Annotated in this window: 14 protein-coding genes and 1 pseudogene; 9 read left to right on the top strand and 6 right to left on the bottom strand. The window is 43.6% G+C overall.

Going from position 1 to position 16,353, the window contains the following annotated elements; all coding sequences use genetic code 11:
- The first annotated feature begins 189 nt into the window (after window positions 1–189).
- From LEP1GSC194_RS07135 to LEP1GSC194_RS07120, 4 genes are all read left to right on the top strand, one after another.
- Window positions 190–1,728: a deoxyribodipyrimidine photo-lyase gene (locus LEP1GSC194_RS07135; RefSeq protein ID WP_020773008.1), complete on the top strand. Its 1,539-nt coding sequence runs from the start codon at window positions 190–192 to the stop codon at window positions 1,726–1,728.
- Between the two features lie 322 nt (window positions 1,729–2,050).
- Complete coding sequence (locus LEP1GSC194_RS07130; RefSeq protein ID WP_017809234.1) at window positions 2,051–2,395, top strand: DUF962 domain-containing protein; 345 nt, start codon at window positions 2,051–2,053, stop codon at window positions 2,393–2,395.
- Between the two features lie 285 nt (window positions 2,396–2,680).
- Window positions 2,681–3,187 carry a hypothetical protein gene (locus LEP1GSC194_RS07125; RefSeq protein WP_155826377.1) on the top strand — a complete coding sequence of 169 codons (507 nt, stop codon included), beginning with the start codon at window positions 2,681–2,683 and terminating at the stop codon, window positions 3,185–3,187.
- Window positions 3,174–3,668, top strand: coding sequence for a hypothetical protein (locus LEP1GSC194_RS07120; RefSeq protein WP_051185286.1), 495 nt, complete (start codon window positions 3,174–3,176; stop codon window positions 3,666–3,668). The genes LEP1GSC194_RS07125 and LEP1GSC194_RS07120 overlap by 14 nt, the downstream gene beginning before the upstream one ends.
- 175 nt (window positions 3,669–3,843) lie before the next feature.
- Here the strand turns inward: LEP1GSC194_RS07120 and LEP1GSC194_RS07115 are convergent, their stop codons facing one another.
- Window positions 3,844–5,181 (bottom strand): adenylate/guanylate cyclase domain-containing protein, encoded by a 1,338-nt coding sequence (locus LEP1GSC194_RS07115; RefSeq protein WP_408605329.1) that lies wholly within the window; start codon window positions 5,179–5,181, stop codon window positions 3,844–3,846.
- Between LEP1GSC194_RS07115 and LEP1GSC194_RS23570 the strand changes: the two are divergent.
- Together LEP1GSC194_RS23570 and LEP1GSC194_RS07110 are read left to right on the top strand one after the other, a co-directional pair.
- Window positions 5,176–5,268, top strand: a pseudogene (locus tag LEP1GSC194_RS23570) (oxidoreductase); the annotation flags it as partial. The gene LEP1GSC194_RS07115 and the pseudogene LEP1GSC194_RS23570 overlap by 6 nt on opposite strands.
- Before the next feature lie 137 nt (window positions 5,269–5,405).
- Window positions 5,406–6,065, top strand: coding sequence for an oxidoreductase (locus tag LEP1GSC194_RS07110; protein WP_020772982.1), 660 nt, complete (start codon window positions 5,406–5,408; stop codon window positions 6,063–6,065).
- Between the two features lie 94 nt (window positions 6,066–6,159).
- On the opposite strand, the gene LEP1GSC194_RS07105 is transcribed toward LEP1GSC194_RS07110, so the two are convergent.
- The 4 genes from LEP1GSC194_RS07105 to LEP1GSC194_RS07090 all read right to left on the bottom strand — a co-directional run bounded on the left by LEP1GSC194_RS07105 (window position 6,160) and on the right by LEP1GSC194_RS07090 (window position 12,723).
- The gene (locus LEP1GSC194_RS07105) at window positions 6,160–8,412 is read right to left on the bottom strand and encodes a TonB-dependent receptor (RefSeq protein ID WP_020772997.1); all 2,253 of its coding nucleotides are present in this window, start codon (window positions 8,410–8,412) and stop codon (window positions 6,160–6,162) included.
- 650 nt (window positions 8,413–9,062) lie between these two features.
- Window positions 9,063–10,820: an acyl-CoA dehydrogenase family protein gene (locus LEP1GSC194_RS07100; protein ID WP_020773013.1), complete on the bottom strand. Its 1,758-nt coding sequence runs from the start codon at window positions 10,818–10,820 to the stop codon at window positions 9,063–9,065.
- 456 nt (window positions 10,821–11,276) lie between these two features.
- Entirely contained in the window at window positions 11,277–12,095 is an 819-nt protein-coding gene (gene lipL32, locus LEP1GSC194_RS07095) for a major surface lipoprotein LipL32 (protein WP_003003762.1), read from the bottom strand.
- Window positions 12,096–12,324: 229 nt separating this feature from the next.
- Window positions 12,325–12,723 carry a ParB N-terminal domain-containing protein gene (locus LEP1GSC194_RS07090; protein ID WP_020772968.1) on the bottom strand — a complete coding sequence of 133 codons (399 nt, stop codon included), beginning with the start codon at window positions 12,721–12,723 and terminating at the stop codon, window positions 12,325–12,327.
- A 177-nt stretch (window positions 12,724–12,900) separates the two neighbouring features.
- Here LEP1GSC194_RS07090 and metK point away from each other — a divergent pair, with 177 nt between their 5' ends.
- The 3 genes from metK (at window position 12,901) to LEP1GSC194_RS07075 (ending at window position 15,476) form a co-directional block, all read left to right on the top strand.
- Window positions 12,901–14,061 carry a methionine adenosyltransferase gene (gene metK / locus LEP1GSC194_RS07085; RefSeq protein WP_020772972.1) on the top strand — a complete coding sequence of 387 codons (1,161 nt, stop codon included), beginning with the start codon at window positions 12,901–12,903 and terminating at the stop codon, window positions 14,059–14,061.
- Window positions 14,062–14,068: 7 nt separating this feature from the next.
- Window positions 14,069–15,031: a transketolase family protein gene (locus LEP1GSC194_RS07080; protein WP_020773005.1), complete on the top strand. Its 963-nt coding sequence runs from the start codon at window positions 14,069–14,071 to the stop codon at window positions 15,029–15,031.
- A gap of 124 nt (window positions 15,032–15,155) precedes the next feature.
- On the top strand, window positions 15,156–15,476 hold the full coding sequence (locus LEP1GSC194_RS07075) for an ATP-dependent Clp protease adaptor ClpS (protein ID WP_020772990.1): 321 nt from the start codon (window positions 15,156–15,158) through the stop codon (window positions 15,474–15,476).
- Between the two features lie 298 nt (window positions 15,477–15,774).
- Here the strand turns inward: LEP1GSC194_RS07075 and LEP1GSC194_RS07070 are convergent, their stop codons facing one another.
- Window positions 15,775–16,311: a DUF1564 domain-containing protein gene (locus LEP1GSC194_RS07070; RefSeq protein ID WP_020772307.1), complete on the bottom strand. Its 537-nt coding sequence runs from the start codon at window positions 16,309–16,311 to the stop codon at window positions 15,775–15,777.
- Window positions 16,312–16,353: the final 42 nt, after the last annotated feature.

Below are 16,353 nucleotides of genomic sequence, written 5' to 3'. Positions count from 1 at the left end.
GTATAACTTCGGCCCCTCGCTGCGTTCGACACTCACGGTTCCCGCTCGGTTTAACTCGGGCCTTCGGCACATTGTTTTGTCACTCGGCTTGCGAGACGCGACTAAGGCTAACTCAAGCCTTCGTTACAATTCTTCAGCATGCTTAGGCACGCTTCAGAACCGCAAACGTCGAGAAAACTGGATTGAAATATGTTTACGAAAGAAAATCTCGTTCGAGTTCGAGAACTCGGTCAAAATCCGATTCGGGAAGAATGTCCCTATGTTCTTTATTGGATGTCCATGGCGAGGCGGCTCGTTTGGAATCACTCGCTCGATTACGCGATTCATCTGTCTAAAAAATACAAAAAAGAATTACTCGTCTACGAACCAGTCAAGATGAATTATCCCTGGAGTTCTCCCAGGTTGCATAAATTCATTCTGGAAGGAATGGCGTCTAACGTCAATGAGGCGAAGAGACTCGGACTGATTTATAGAGCCTTTGTCGAAACTTCGGACGATCCGATCGGGGATGTTTTCGGGAAAGTTTGTTCCGAAGCTGCGCTTATCGTTACGGACGATTATCCGGCTTATATCGTTCCGGAATTGTTGGAACAAATCTCAAAAAGAATCAAATGTAAATTTCTGGCGGTGGATTCCAACTCGATCGTTCCTCTTTCTCTTTACGGAGAATTTGCTTCCGCCGCTAGAATCCTACGTCCGAGAGTTCACAGGTTGTTTCCGGAAGCCTGGAGATTTAGATCCGCACGTAAACCGGACAAACCTTTTCGAGAAAAAGGGGATTCTTGGCTCGAAAAAAATCCGAATTCTCCCTTACAAAAGTTCGTTTGGTTTGACGGAAATGCGGATCGGATTCCGGAAATATGCAAGAAGTGTAATTTTGTTTTTCCGAATGTTCTTCCGGCTTCCGGGAAAATCGGAGGAAGAGGAAAGGGGCTTGGGCTTCTCGGAAAATTTTTAAAACACGGACTTTCGGGATATGCGGAACTTAAGAATCATCCGAAACCTCCGGAAGAATCCAATTCTTCCTTTTTATCTCCTTATCTTCACTTCGGACATCTTTCTCAAGAAGAGGTCGTAAGCGCCGCGCTTGATTGGAATCTGGAAGAGCCGTGGACTCCGGGAGTTATCGTTCCCGAAAATAAGAACCGGAAAGAAGGTTACTTTCATCCCGATCCGAACGTAAATTCTTTTTTGGACGAACTTGTCACTTGGAGGGACGTCGGCTTTTTGATGTTCTGGAAGGAACCTTCTTTTCGAAAGGATCTTTCGATTCTTCCGGAATGGATTCGAAAGAATTTAGATTTTCATCAACAAGATGTTCGTCCTTATCTTTATACAAAAGAACAACTGGAAAACTCGAAAACGCATGACGTTATTTGGAACGCGGCTCAAAAGGAATTGGTTTTGTCGGGAAGTATGCAAAATTATTTAAGAATGCTCTGGGGAAAGAAGGTGATAGAATGGACTCCCGACTATCGGACTGCGTTCGAAATTTTAGAGGATTTCAACAATAAATATGCGTATGATGGAAGAGATCCGAACTCGTATAACGGAATTTTATGGTGTTTCGGTTTGTTCGACCGTCCTTGGTTTCCGGAAAGGAACGTTTTCGGGAATATACGAACTATGTCCTCGGATTCCACCAAGAAAAAATTCAAACTACAATCTTACTTGGATTACGTTGAATCTTTGGAAGGAAATAACACTGGGTCTGTCTCCGTAGTTTAAGATCCCTTTTCGAAATGAAGATCGGTTCGTTTCATTATTAAACAAGTATGATCGAATCATTATAGAATGAGTCATGTAACGTGACGAATGGAAGCTTACGAATCGATTCCGATTTCTTAAGTTTTTGAATCGTCCTTCTGTTTTGTCCTCCTGAAACGTTTTCATTTCGATAGGCGATACATCGCGTTATTCACCGAGCATTCGTTCGGAGGCAATGAGTTTGACGGATCAAGCCGACCCTGTCGGCCGGTTTCCCTCGATCAAATGCTTGATTTTTAAAACCTGAGTCGGTACAATCGGAGAAAAAAGAGGACGAACGACTATGGCAACCGAAACCGCTCCGAAAACATATTCGAATTTTAAAGAATTCTGGCCCTTTTATTTGGGCGAACATGCACATCCCGTAAATCGCGCTCTCCATTTTGTCGGAACTTCCTTTGCGATCGGTTGGATTTTGACTGCAATCATCAATCTCAATCCGTTTTACATCGTTGCGGCTTTGTTTTCCGGTTACTTCTTCGCTTGGATCGGACATTTTTTTGTAGAGAAAAATCGTCCCGCGACTTTCACTTATCCGTTTAAATCTTTTATGGGAGATTGGGTGATGTACTTTTACATTCTCACCGGACAAATCGGAAAGGAACTGGAAAAGATCGGAAAGAAATAATATGGGCGATTTTAGGTAGCGAATCCGTCGTCGGTAGTTCCCGCGTTTGTTCTTACCAAAAAAACGGGCGAGGGTGAGCAAAGAGAATTATTTTTTTCTAATTCTATATTTGTCGGTAAGATTATGAAGACGTTGGCGGATAATTAGGTGCGGATCATCCATCGTATTTCGATCTCTGCGACTTCAAAGGATCGTATTGAACTAGCGGCATTCGGTATCGCAGTCAGGGAGAATAAGTTCACGACGTTTGATCTTACCGATTATTGCAAGCGATGCGGTATAGGAATGAAACAGAAGTTGCCGTTCCAGATGAAGAAGGAGCCGAAGTGGGGACGTAATGGAATTCTTCAATTGAATTGGATTTTCGACGAATATTTCACTACACCTGAAATCTGGATGAGTGTGTTCCAACCCATTGGGATCGCCTGCCGTCCCGTCATTGATAGAAAAGGAGTGGAGCTAAAAACCGTAGTACAACTCGTCGTAAAGGAAGAAGTCGGTATCGTCACCACATTCCTTCGTGAGAAATGTTCCAGCTGTGGTAGGATGAAGTTTCTCCCCGTTACGAGAGGTCCATTTCCACCACTGGAAGAAAGGCCATTGGCCTCGATGGTGAAAACAAAGGAATATTTCGGTAGCGGCGGATCTGCTCATAGGAGTGTGTTAATCTCTCAGCAGCTTACTCAGATCTTGAGATTACAGAAAGTTCAAGGAGCAGCTGTGAAGCCGGTGAAAAGAACTTCGATCTTCCTCAATGATTTTAAGTCGGGAATTCGTTTTGAAAAACCGTAGAAGTTTCACTTCAACATGGGATGAACTTGACTATTTGTATGTGAAAGTATTACGGTGGTTTTACGGTTCACCGCCTAACCGCGCAAAGGCGCGCGTATTTGCGGATCGTCTTGAGAATCTCCTTGATAGAATGAAGCCCGAGCCGATGGCGATTAAAGTTGAGGAGTGCCGGGCCATTGTGTGCGAAGTAAAAGGTGATTTGATCGGAGCGATTCATCATCGATGCCGTGAAATCGATTTCCTAAAGACGTTGTTCTCACTTCCTGAATATCCTAAACTTGCAATGGTAGGAGATCATTCGGATTTAGTCGATAGGCTCATACTCTTAGCGATTCTTTATAAGAATATCGGCTCTTTTAGACAAGCGATTGATTGTTTGGAAGAAGCGAAAGTAGTCGCAAAACGAAAACGCTTTCGTTTTCCTGCAAAAGATCTTCTGTCGGATTTACGCTGGAACAGTGCAGCGGTTCAGAAGAGTTGAGTAGTTCTCTGATAGTTCGATCGCTCGGTAATACTCCGTTGCTCGTTGTCGACTTCACTCTCTAAAACACGACCCATAGGGAGTGTTTTATTGAGTTTCCTGGATCGCATTTCTCAAGCTAACGCTTGAGAGCTGTCGCTTCGCTTTAGCTAATTTGCTCTCTATGGATCGCAAATTATCCCCAAACAACTTCGTAGACTTGCAAGGGTTCTTCTTTGCCTTTGACTTTGACGCGTGGCATACGATTGAGAGTATATTTTCCGCCTAACAGCTCTTTGGTTTCTTTCGAAATCAAAAACGATTTTTTTAAAACCTTACAAATGGATTCGATTCGAGAAGCGGTATTGACCGAATCTCCGATGACCGTATATTCCCTATGTAAATCGTTTCCGATATTTCCGGCAAAAACTTCTCCCGTATGAATTCCGATACCGATGGAGATCGGAATTTTTCCTTCCGATTTTCGAAGTAAATTCCATTCAGCGAGTCTCTTTTGCATGATGACCCCGCAACCGACGGCGTTTCTTGCGTCCACTTCCGCGGAAGGAGAAGGATGTGGTGTGCCGAACGTCGCCATCACCGCATCGCCGATGTACTTGTCTAAGGTTCCGTTATTTTCAAAAACGCATTCCATCATAATTTTACGAAAATCCGATAGAAGTTCGCCGAGCCCTTTCGGGTCCATGTGTTCGGACATCGCGGTAAAGTTTCGAATATCCAAAAAAAGAATACTCACGATTTGTCGATTTCCGTTTTGAAGAGTTCCCGGGTTCTCCACCATCTCGTTTACGATCTTAGGCGAAAAGTATCTGGAGAGTTCCGTCTTTTGACCTTCCGCAATTCCGATTCTTCTTACCATTGAGATCGTCCGAAAAATTCCCGTGGAAATCATCATCGCAAAACAAAAATACAAACCGGGTTTGCCCGCGATTATATCTTCTATCAAAACATCCGGTCCGCTGATATAACGCCCCCAGTCGTTTGTGTACGTAAGTTGATCCGTGGAAACCGCGATCCATAGGATCGAAAAATAAATCGAATAAAAAAGAAACAGTCCGATGAACACGAAACGGATTTTAAACTGCAAGAGGGAATAGATGATCGGGAAAAGAAAGAAAAGATTGATCGTATTTTTCAGGGCGAAACCCAAATTCACGTTTTTTACCGTGAAGGTATAAAAGAGTAAAACCCCGAGTATGAGGACGTATTCCGCAAACAAAGTGACGTAGTTAAAAACGCTTACTATAGAAAGAGGACAAACTCGGATGACGATCGTGTGTGCGAGAGTTAAGACGAGATAAATCGAAAACGCAATTACGTTGAATCTACTGTCACCGTTGTCGACGTTGAGAACGATCTGAAGCAAAAAGAATAGGCCGATGAGATAACGAAAGTAATTCGTAATGATCATTCCGTTTTTTTCCTCTTTTTTGAGAACTTCCAAAACGGAATCCGGCATGGACTTTCTGTCCAAGATATGAAGGGCTTTTTTAATCGGTAGGAAAAGATTCACAAAGTTCAAGATAGAAATTTCCGGGTTCGAGATCAATTCTTTCCGGAAAGAGGGATCGATTTTGAAAAAAATTCTTTCATTAAAAAGGCGAATTAGGTATAACAATGCGAAAGCGATTGAAGTTGAACTAAAGCAGAACACTCTCTAAACTCAAACCTCGCTCCTACGGTCGCTCTGGTTGTGGATCGCGTTCTGGGAATCAACAAATTGGAGAAATCGAAATTATGGATCGAAAAAACGCTTTGGTCGCCGGTGCGACCGGATTGATCGGAAAATATCTCTTGGAAGAATTATCCGCTTCCTCTCATTACCAAAAAGTCTACGCGCTCGTACGCAGGCCGGGCAGCGGGATCGGAGCGGAGGAAATCGTTTCCGATTTTGACACGTTATCCGTTTCTTCTTTTCCCGAAGGAATCACGGACGTCTTTTGTAGTCTGGGAACTACGATTTCCAAAGCAGGGAGTCAGGAGAATTTTAAAAAAGTGGATTACGAGTACGTGTTGAAACTCGGTAGGCTCGCAAAGGAAAAAGGAGCCAAATCCTTTCTCGTGGTCAGCGCCTTAGGAGCCGATCCGAAATCTCTCGTGTTTTATAACCGAGTGAAAGGTGAAATGGAAAGAGGTTTGGAGGAAATCGGTTTTTCTTTTCTCGGAATCTTTAGACCTTCTTTACTCGAAGGGGAAAGGACGGAAGTCCGTCCCGGTGAAACAGTGGGTCAATTGTTTGCAAAAATCGTAAATCCGTTCTTGTTAGGCGGTATTCGAAAATACAGATCGATTCACGGAAGGACCGTCGCGAAAGCGATGATTCGTATCGCACAAAAAGAACCGAGCGGGGTGCGTATTTTAGAATCGGACCGAATTGCGGATCTCGGTGAAAATTGATTTAACGCTGTCCCAAAACCTGAAAAGGAAAACGCGGGAGTTCCCACATTTCAATTGGTTAGGGACAAGTTCTTAATTATTCCTCACTCGAACTTTAAAATTTACCGCTGACGGCAATCAAAAACTGCCTGGGAGGACCGGGGATCGGATTTGGGATGGAGGATATAAAATATTTTTTATTCGATACGTTATTACAGTTAATCTGAAAATGATAATGTTTGTACTTATAATAAACGGATGCGTCGTATAATCCGTAAGGCGGAAGAAAAAAAGAATTCGAGTTATTCGCGGCTATGGAGTCTATATAACGTCCGCCCAATCCAAACCCAAGGCCCGACGAAAATGTATAAGTGGTCCAAAGATTGGCCGTATTTATAGGAACGTTGATAGGACGATTTCCCTTATAATCCTTTTCATTACCTTTTGAATCTACAAAACGAAAAGATTCCCATTCCGCAATCGTATGCGCGTAACCGGATTTGAAACTCCATTCTTTGGATATGTGAAAGTCTATATTGAATTCATAACCGTTCGTTCTGAGTTCTCCCGCTTGGTCATACAAAGCGGGTCGAGAATTCACTAAAACGGCGACGTCGTACTTTTTAGCCGCAAAAAGTGCGTTCGTCAATTGAACCTTTCCTTTCGCAAATTCGATTCTTTGACCGATCTCGGCCTGTTCTCCCATTTCAGGTTTTAACGGTTTACCGCTCATATTGATAAATGTCACGGGAAGAAACGCTGTGGAGTAACCCATATATGCGGTATAATAACGGAGTGGCTGATAAATCAATCCTACTCGGGTTGTAAAAATTTTGGCGTCGGATCGGTTTCTCGTTTTGTCTTCGGAAACGTATTTATCGTTTAAGTCGGATAGTTTTTCGGCTCTACTTTCCCTAAACCAACTATCGTACCGTCCTCCTAAAACGAACTTTACGACTTTTGAAAGTTCCATCAAATCTTGAAAATACAAAGAGTGCATTTGTTGATACAAAATTTTTCGGTCTCTAAAGTTTTCCGGTAAAGGTTGGACGGGATCGATATGGGGGAATTGAAAACTCACTGAGGTCGTACCTTCGGGAAAGTATCTTTGTTTATGCCGACTCACCATCCGGTGGTATTCGTAACCGGATAGCAGATCGTGTTTAAAACCGGTTTTAAAAGTCCAATTCAGTTCCACGGTTCCTTGTAAAGGGGATCTTTTGGTTTCAAAATGAAGGTGGTCGCGTTCTATCGTATTTTTATCGCTGGAAGAAAAACTTAAATCCTCCGCCGCAAAATAAGAGTAGGTTTGAGGTAAGTAGGAGATAAAGGATCTCATCCGGAAAGTATTGGAAAACTTGCTGTCCAATTGAATTTTAAAATTTCCGCTACTGCTTTTAAGATAATCGTCGTTCGTATTGTAGTTATTGTTTAAAGACACGCCCGGTTCCACCAAGTTGATCTTAGGATTTTTTGATTTTGGAAGACCCGCATCCGGTTTTGTAAAATCAAAACTTTTTCCGGAAAGTATCGACAAAGTATGTTTCTGCGAAATGTCCCACTCCAAAACGGCGGACACGTTATTTAAATCGTAAGAGTTTTGTCTCAAACCGTCGTATCGAGAAGTTGCCGCGTCGATCCTATACCGGACGGATTCGGTTCCGATAGGTCCGGTAGCCCCGACGGAAGCTCTTCGTGTACCGAAACTCCCCTCCGTAAGAGAAAATTCGTAGCCCGCTTTTTTTTTGGGTTTTTTACTGATAATATGAATCACACCCGCCATGGCTCCTTGTCCGTATAAAACGGAATTGGGTCCTTTCAGAATTTCAATTCTTTCAACGTTTGCGAGATTACTCATAGGCGAGCTATTTTGAATCAGAAAAGAATCGTCCCTGGCTCCGTCTCTGAGTAGAAGAGTATTACGGGAATCTAATCCTCGAATTGTGAGCGTATTAAACCCGCCGTAGTTCTGAATTGCAAAGATGCCGGGAGTGTAGGAGATAGCCGGGAGCCATTGGTCCGCGGCACGAGCCTTCAGCTCTCTATCGTCGATTACGTTTACGGTAGCCGGAATATCCTTTAAACGGACATTCTGTTTCATACCCGTAAGTCCCTTTTCCATATAACCTTTTACGAATATACCTTCCGATTCATTCTCGTCTTCCGTATCTTTTCCCGTTTTTTTATCCTTTCCGTTCACGGCTTGTTTTCCCGGTTGTTCCCGATTCGACGGATGTTCCTGAGGAGTAACCTGAATCGGGAATAGAAAAATTCCTAAGAACAGAAAGTTTAAAAGAAAATTGAAATTACATCGAATTTTATCCGTCGTACAAGAACGGAGATCAATTGATTGCTCGAATTTTTTCATAAGACCGAGACCTCTAAAAATAAAATATTATTTAGAAACTGGCCCGGTACAAACCGCAGTCGTTCAAACTGGATTCATTCAACAAAATGTTCTAATGAAACGATTCAAAAGAAATGAATTGAAAGCAAAAACACACCATATCCTCGAGAGTGTTTTTAAAATGAGGAGTATCCGACTTAGAGAATTCTTACACAATCGAAGAATTCAAACATTACGGTTGCGGGCCAGCACTGGACTTTCACCAGTATTCCTCCAAATTAGAGTTTCATGCTAAGAAAGCATAAAAATAAATGCAAGATTTTTTATATCGAATTCGCGTTACTTAAGGAATCGGAATCCGGAAATTTATAAAATACAAAATAGAAATAAGGATCGTTCGATGGGGGGCGATTTCGAGAAATTGGTTATTAAGCGTTTTTCTATATTCTAAATTGCTACTGTTGGTTGCGGATTTTGTTAGGGTTGTTTAGAAATTACATAGTTATGTATGCAAGACTTTGCATGCTTGAGTTAAAGCGCATTTCGAGTGGCGAGGATTTAGCGACTAAGATTTAGGATGTAAAGTCCTAAAACCTAACCTCTCGCCACTTGAAACGCTTGCGTTTCATCGTAAAGTCCTAATCCCTAAAGCCCAATCACTAGCCACTCGTTTACGCGTATGTCAATTGAGACTGACGATTTTCGATCGTAATCCGATTAGAAAGAAGGGTCGCCTTGGAGTCCAAATTGTATTCTTTGGCCAGAAGTTCCCTTCTTTCCTTGGTTTCTCCTTTTTGTTTCGAAGCTCCTTTTTCCAAAAGGAGTCCGATTAAAACCCGCGCGGTGGATTGCACGACTTCGAAAGCGACCTCGTCTCTCAGAGAGGAATTGTCAATCGCGGAATAGGATTCCACGATTTTTTCAAGAGTTTCTTTGTTTTCGTTCAACAAAGAGGAAGGACCGATCTTGGAGAATTCTTCCTCGAAATACTGACGCAAATGTCCTTTCGCAGACATTCCGGAAACGATTCCTCCGATAGCCGCCACAACCTGAAGTTGTGTGGTTCCTTCGTAGATGTTCGTGATTCGTACGTCTCTGTAGATTCTGGAGATATCGTAGTCGTAGGTAAAACCCGCTCCTCCGTGGATTTGAAGTGAGTCATACGCGATCTTATTTGCAAGTTCCGTAATATAATATTTCGATAATGGAGTAAAAAGATTGGCGAGTTTTTCCCATTTGCGAATCGTTTCGTCCTTTTTGATTTCGCGATCGTCGATTCCCTTTTCCTTCATTCGTTCCGATCTCCAGTGATAGAGATCGATGGAACGGGACGCTTCCATCAGAAGGGCTCTCATACCGGCAATTTCACGATCCATCGTGGCGAGCATCTTACGAACCGCCGGAATGTTTTGGATCGTTTTTCCGAATTGTTCTCTTTCTGCTGCGTATTTTTTCGCTTCCATATAAGCGGCGGTTGCGATTCCCATCGCTTGTGCGGCGATCGAAAGTCTAGCGCCGTTCATCATCGCCATAGAATAACGAACCAAGCCGTATCCCTCTTCTCCGATCAGAATTCCGGGAGAGTTCTCATAAACCACTTCGCAGGTAGGAGAGCAGTGGAGTCCCATTTTCTTTTCGATTCCCGCTATAAAAACGTCCGAACTTTTTACCAAGAAGAAGGAAAGGCCACGCGCGCCGCTGGTGGGAGTTCCCGTTCTTGCGAGGGTTAAAATGACCGCGGGAATTTTTCCGAAACCGCAACCGTGGGTGATAAAACGTTTGGCACCTGTGAGTCTCCAAACCCCATTTTCGTCTTTGATCGCTTTGGTTTGAAGGTTCGGAAGATCCGATCCGTAGTTGGGTTCGGTCAAAGCCATCGCTCCGAAAATTTCTCCGTTGGCCATTTTGGGAACGTATTCTTCGATCATCTCTTTCGAACCGAATCGTTCGATGGTTTCCGCGAGATTGAGACAACCGAGAGTGATCGCAAAGGAACCGTCGGCTCTGGAAAAGAGTTCCATCATCATCGTTTGAACGGTTGCAGGAATTCCGAGCCCTCCGTGTTTTCTTCCGATGCTGTAGGGAAGAATTCCAGCGTCTTTGACCTGATTGACTCCTTTGATCATAGAATCCGGAAAAGTGACCTTTCCGGAGGAATATTTCAAACCTTCCACGTCCATGTCTTTTGCGAGCGGAGCGATCTGTTTTCCGGCGATGTCCCCTCCGGATTCTAAAATGGATTTATAATATTCTAATGCGTCTTCGTAGGAACCGGGAGCCATCGAGAGAGATTCCTTTCCGGTTTTTTGGTATTCGTTATAATCTTCGAAGTCTCCTTCGAAACCGTTTATGACTTCCTTCCAGTCTACGATGGATTGAAAGTTTTCTTGTAAGTCTTGATTTTCTAAAAAATAATTATTCTCGATCATTTCAAATCCTTTGCGAACTTTTTGTTCGGGTTGGTTTTAACTTTTTCGCAACTTCGGATTCCGTCGGTGAGAATCAAAATTCTTTGGCTCGAAAGTCGTTTGAAAGTTTGGAACGGATGTCGTTTCGGATCCTAAATCCGATCTTTCTCCGAAGAACTTGATCTCATTGACTCGATTGTATCCGGGTAGCTTTCCTCATTGTAATCTATCATTGCCCTTTTTTGCAAGTAGAATGTAACAGGAAACGAAAGCGAGTCTCTACGGATTGCATTTCAGGTCGTTCGATAGGAGTGAGTGAGATGATTTCGTTTCCCTTTGCGCGAGAGTTGACTTGTTAAGTAGTTTCTCTACCTGTTGGTTTAAAGTTTATGAGTTTTCATAACTGAAAGTGGAAAAATAAAAAAGCCACCTTTCGGTGGCTTTTTAACCTAAAAAACTGTTTGGCTCTAAGTAAGATTACTTAGTTGCGTCAGAAGCGGCTTTTTTCAAAGACTCTTCAGCAGCTACGGCTTGTTTTTGCAGTTCTTCAGGATTTGAGTGGATCAACGGACTCACACCGGGAATACCTGGTGGAAAAAGTAGACCCACGGATGCAACGAAAGATCCTTTCACTTCACCTGGTTTGTAGGTAGTGAAAGAGATTCTGTAAAGACCTCTCACTAAAAGTTTTTTAGTGTCGATGTTTTTCAGATCGTCAAAAGATTTTGGAGGATTAGGGATCTTGATTCTAGTAAGAGAGTTGTACTTAGAGTGTCTCTCTTCTTTGTAAGTATCGTCACCATCATCATCGTCGTCCAATTTTTGAACGGCTTTTGCTTTCGCTGCTTTTGCGATTTGGTCGGGCATAATCGCCGACATTCTCTCAACACGGATCCAGGTATCAAACCAACTTGGCATTGATTTTTCTTCTGGGGTTGCCGCTTTGAAAGCGTCGCTTACTAAATCTCCGTCGCCTGGTTCACCGATTTCGCCTGTTGGGGAAATCATACGAACTCCCATTTCAGCGATAACGGCTGGTATCCAAACATAGAGATAGTATGCTTTTTTGTTTCCATCGACTAAACCGTCCGGCGCTTGTCCTGGCTTTACGTATCCGTAATAGTTGATCACAGATCCGTAGGGAAGTAACGTTTTTACGGTTTCGTTTGTCCCTGGGATTGTGTCCTCGCTCAGAACAAAAGAGCTTTTAAGGCTTGGCAGACCACCGAACGCACCACAAGCGGTAATGCTTGCAAAGAGTGCGACGGAGACAGCCAAAATCGAAAGTTTTTTCATAGACTCTCCTTAGTTAGGAAAATCACGGTATGAACTCGGGAGCTTTTTGTAAATCAATATTGAATAATTTTTTACCCGAAAGTAAGTAATTTAAGTTCTAAGTGATAATTGTGGAAATTGAAAACGAGCGGAAAAGATCCACTACTCCGTTTGCAAATCGAATCGCATTTTTACATGAGAAATCTTTAAAAAACCCGTTCGTGACGATTTTGAATGCGCGCAGTTTTTATTATTTTTTCTGAAAAAATCGCTTCAACCAGTCGAGCAAATCCAAAATCCATGCGAAGATTTTCCCGAAAACCGTCGTATAGGAATATCTTTTTAATAGTTCTCGGACTCTTTCCTGCTCTTCGGAAGTAAATTCTAAACGAATATTGTTTTCTTCCGCTTCCATCTGAACTCTTTCTTTTTTATTTCGAATATCTACGATTCGAACATCCACGTATTCCCAACCGAGAATCTTTACGCTTTCCAGTCTTCTTTCCCCGGAAATCAGAGTGTTATCCAGATCGATCAAAATAGGATGTAAGAGTCCCAGTTTTTGTATGGATTCTTTGAGCGGGCGAAGGTCCCCGAGATCTTTGCGGATCCGATTTTTTACTTTGATGTCCGAAACTCGAATTTTCATGGTTTCTCAAAAATAATCGACCGCGCTCCGATTCAATTCAATTCCGATTTGAGTCGTTCGATTTGTTCTATACTTGCAAGACATAGTTTGGATCTTCTTGACACTGAAGGAATCGGCAGGTTTTTGGGATCAGAGCGGGTTATCTCCCGTTAATTTTCACCCATCAGGAAAGAACAGATGTCTTTGAAAGATTTTATTTTTACTTCGGAATCGGTCGGCGAAGGCCATCCGGACAAGGTCTGCGACCAAATTTCCGATGCGATTTTGGATGCATATCTCGAACAGGATCCGAAATCTAGAGTCGCTTGCGAAACCTTAGTCACCACAAACTTGGTCGTGATCGCGGGTGAAATCACAAGTAAAGGAAAAGTAGACGCTCAGGAAATCGCAAGAAATGTAATCCGTGATATCGGTTATAACGATATTACGATGGGATTCGATGCCGACTTCGCGGTCGTTTCTGCTCACGTTCACGCTCAGAGCCCGGATATTTCTCAAGGGGTTACCGAGGGAGAAGGTCTTTTCAAAGAACAAGGCGCCGGGGACCAAGGACTTATGTTCGGGTTTGCGATCAACGAAACTCCGGAACTGATGCCGATGCCGATCTATTATTCTCACGAGTTGGTAAAAAACTTAGCGGGACTTAGACATTCCAATAAGCTGAAGTTCTTAAGACCGGACGCAAAGTCTCAGGTAACCGTAGAATACAAAGACGGAAAGCCGGTTCGAATCGACACCGTTGTCATTTCCACTCAACATTCTCCCGACGTGACTCATAAACAAATTGAAGAAGCTTTGATCGAAGAATGTGTGAAGAAAGTAATTCCGGCAAATCTTCTGAACAATACGAAATATTTCATCAATCCTACGGGGCAGTTCATCATCGGCGGACCTCACGGAGACGCGGGTCTGACAGGAAGAAAGATCATCGTGGATACTTACGGCGGATACGGAAGACACGGGGGTGGCGCATTCTCCGGTAAAGATCCTTCCAAAGTGGATCGTTCCGCGGCGTATATGGGACGTTATATCGCGAAAAACGTAGTGGCATCCGGACTCGCTGACAAATGCGAAGTGCAACTCGCTTATGCGATCGGTGTTGCGGAGCCCGTTTCCGTTCACGTGGACACATTTGGAACCGGAAAGGTTTCCGAGGATGAATTGGTAAAAAGAATCCGCGCGAACTTCAAACTGACTCCAAGGGGAATCATCGAATCCCTGAAACTTCTGGAAAAAGGAAGAAAGTATAGAGAGACCGCTTCTTACGGACATTTCGGAAGAAAAGGTTCCACTTTCACTTGGGAAGAAACCGACAAAGCGGCAGCGCTAAAAGGATAAGATACGAATGGGAGCTCCAAGCACATCGACTGCGACCGAAAAAGCGACCCGCGACGGATACGGAGACGCATTGCATGAACTGGGAGTTTCCCGTTCGGACGTGGTAGTTCTGGACGCAGATCTTTCCGGTTCCACAAAAACCAATAAGTTTGCGAAAGCTTTTCCGGATCGTTTTTTCAACGTGGGAGTCGCCGAACAGAACTTAGTCGGTCACGCCGCGGGGCTTGCACTTTCCGGCCTTGTTCCTTTTGCTTCTTCTTTTGCGATGTTTCTTTCCGGGAGGGCTTGGGAAGTCGTCCGTAATAGTGTGGTTTATCCGTTTTTAAACGTAAAACTAGTCGCTTCTCACGGCGGAGTGACCGTCGGAGAAGACGGGGCTTCTCACCAGTGTATCGAAGACTTTGCGATCATGAGAGCCATTCCCGAAATGACTGTGATTTGTCCTTCCGATTACAACGAATGTAAACAGATCATCCACGCGATTGCGGATTACAAAGGTCCGGTTTATGTTCGGGTGGGCCGTCCGAACGTTCCCGTGATTGAAAGAGATAACTACAAGTTTACGATCGGAAAGGCCGAGGTGATGAGAGAAGGGAAAGACGTCCTGATCATCGCCAACGGAGTTCTTGTCAACGAAGCGATGAAGGCCGCGGAAGAACTTTCCAAAGAAGGAATCAACGCGACTCTTTTGAACATGGCGACGATCAAGCCGATTGATAAAGATGCTATTTTAAAATACGCAAAAGAATGCGGGGTCGTGGTTACTTGTGAAGAACACAACGTAATCGGCGGACTCGGTTCTGCCGTGAGCGAATTCCTTTCCGAAGAATATCCGGTTCACGTTTTGAAAGTAGGTATGAAAGATCAGTTCGGAAAATCCGGAACTTGGAAAGAGCTTCTGGATTATTTCGGACTTCGTTCCAAGAATATCATTGAGACCGCAAAAAAAGCGATTCAGCTGAAAAAATAAAATTCCGGACGATTGAAAAGAAATTTCGCGAAGTCTTTTTTGTTTTTAAAAGAGAAAGATTTTCGCGAAGGATTTCCTTGGAAAGAAATTCTTTAACTTAAATTTTCCAGGGTTGATTGGCGAGATGGCGAGCACACAAACTCCTGACCTAAATGAGATTACCGAGGATTCCACAAAGTCAACCGGAGGACCTTGGAGAGTTGTCCTTTGGGACGACAACGAACATACGTACGAATACGTGATCGAGATGCTCATGGAAATTTGTACGATGACCATCGAAAAGGCCTTTTTACACGCGGTTCAGGTCGATCAGGAAAAACGCACCGTAGTTTTTTCGGGAGAATTTGAACACGCGGAACACGTTCAAGAAAGAATTCTGACTTACGGAGCCGATCCTAGAATGTCTAATTCCAAAGGTTCCATGAGCGCGACGCTTGAGAAATAGGTGACGAAAGCGCAATCTCATTCGCACCTTGAAGTGGGCGTGCGATTTTAGGGATCAGTGGATAGAGAGTTCAGGGGTCAGAAACTCGCATCTTAAAGCGGGCGTGTCTCTGCGGGAGCCTCTTGGTTTCAAAGCGCAGAGTCGCGCTCTCGGTTTCAATCTGCAAAGCACCATTTTATATTTTTCTAATATACGAATGATTCCGTTTTTGAATGGCGCATTGCAGTATTTCCACCTCGATCGCTCACGCGTTTTGAGGTTGCGGATTTTTGTCGTTTAACGCGAGTGAGACGGTTTTTTAGAGGTCGGGTTTTGGTAAGAAATACAAATGTTCGCTCGTGATCGGGTTGGGTTCGAAGAATAGGGCCCTGGAAATTTGATTTTTTCGTAGATTTAAGGTCCAAGTCATCTTGTAGGTCCCGTGAAATTGAGGAACTCCCCGGTTCATCGTATTCACGATAGAATCCCCGACTCCGACGTCTTCCAACCAAAGAAGATAATTAAAAAGAAAACATCTGGAAACCCCGTGCGCGGCTGCCAAAGCACCCAAAACCGCCCAAACCCCCGAATTCACATGAATCGTCATCTTCTTCAACTCGCCCACGCCCCAGTTGTATTTGATCTTCCCGGCCCTCCAATGAAGGCGATCCAAGGACGCGACATACTTCGTATATCTCTTCAGTAAAAAGGGAAGTTTTTTGGAAAGGGCCTTCTTCTGAAGCGCATCCAGCCGGTTCCAGTAACTCATCGGAATCAAAAGGGAATCGGTGCCAACCGTTCCTTCATTCAAAGAGGATTGAATTTTTTTCTCGCAAGAAAGTAAAAGAAGGTCCATACCCGAAGCGGTTCCGCAACTCGGTATAACGGACGGGATTTA

It is taken from the genome of Leptospira alstonii serovar Sichuan str. 79601 (assembly GCF_000347175.1).
GTDB classification, from domain to species: domain Bacteria; phylum Spirochaetota; class Leptospiria; order Leptospirales; family Leptospiraceae; genus Leptospira; species Leptospira alstonii.
This window is presented reverse-complemented; position numbering and strand designations above follow the sequence as displayed.

Bases quoted from the DNA above. Each gene is read 5' to 3' on its own strand.
- LEP1GSC194_RS07135 (WP_020773008.1), top strand. From the start codon at position 190: ATGTTTACGAAAGAAAATCTCGTTCGAGTTCGAGAACTCGGTCAAAAT.
- LEP1GSC194_RS07130 (WP_017809234.1), top strand. From the start codon at position 2,051: ATGGCAACCGAAACCGCTCCGAAAACATATTCGAATTTTAAAGAATTC.
- LEP1GSC194_RS07125 (WP_155826377.1), top strand. From the start codon at position 2,681: ATGAAACAGAAGTTGCCGTTCCAGATGAAGAAGGAGCCGAAGTGGGGA.
- LEP1GSC194_RS07110 (WP_020772982.1), top strand. From the start codon at position 5,406: ATGGATCGAAAAAACGCTTTGGTCGCCGGTGCGACCGGATTGATCGGA.
- LEP1GSC194_RS07105 (WP_020772997.1), bottom strand. From the start codon at position 8,412: ATGAAAAAATTCGAGCAATCAATTGATCTCCGTTCTTGTACGACGGAT.
- LEP1GSC194_RS07100 (WP_020773013.1), bottom strand. From the start codon at position 10,820: ATGATCGAGAATAATTATTTTTTAGAAAATCAAGACTTACAAGAAAAC.
- lipL32 (WP_003003762.1), bottom strand. From the start codon at position 12,095: ATGAAAAAACTTTCGATTTTGGCTGTCTCCGTCGCACTCTTTGCAAGC.
- LEP1GSC194_RS07090 (WP_020772968.1), bottom strand. From the start codon at position 12,723: ATGAAAATTCGAGTTTCGGACATCAAAGTAAAAAATCGGATCCGCAAA.
- metK (WP_020772972.1), top strand. From the start codon at position 12,901: ATGTCTTTGAAAGATTTTATTTTTACTTCGGAATCGGTCGGCGAAGGC.
- LEP1GSC194_RS07080 (WP_020773005.1), top strand. From the start codon at position 14,069: ATGGGAGCTCCAAGCACATCGACTGCGACCGAAAAAGCGACCCGCGAC.
- LEP1GSC194_RS07075 (WP_020772990.1), top strand. From the start codon at position 15,156: ATGGCGAGCACACAAACTCCTGACCTAAATGAGATTACCGAGGATTCC.
- LEP1GSC194_RS07070 (WP_020772307.1), bottom strand. From the start codon at position 16,311: ATGGACCTTCTTTTACTTTCTTGCGAGAAAAAAATTCAATCCTCTTTG.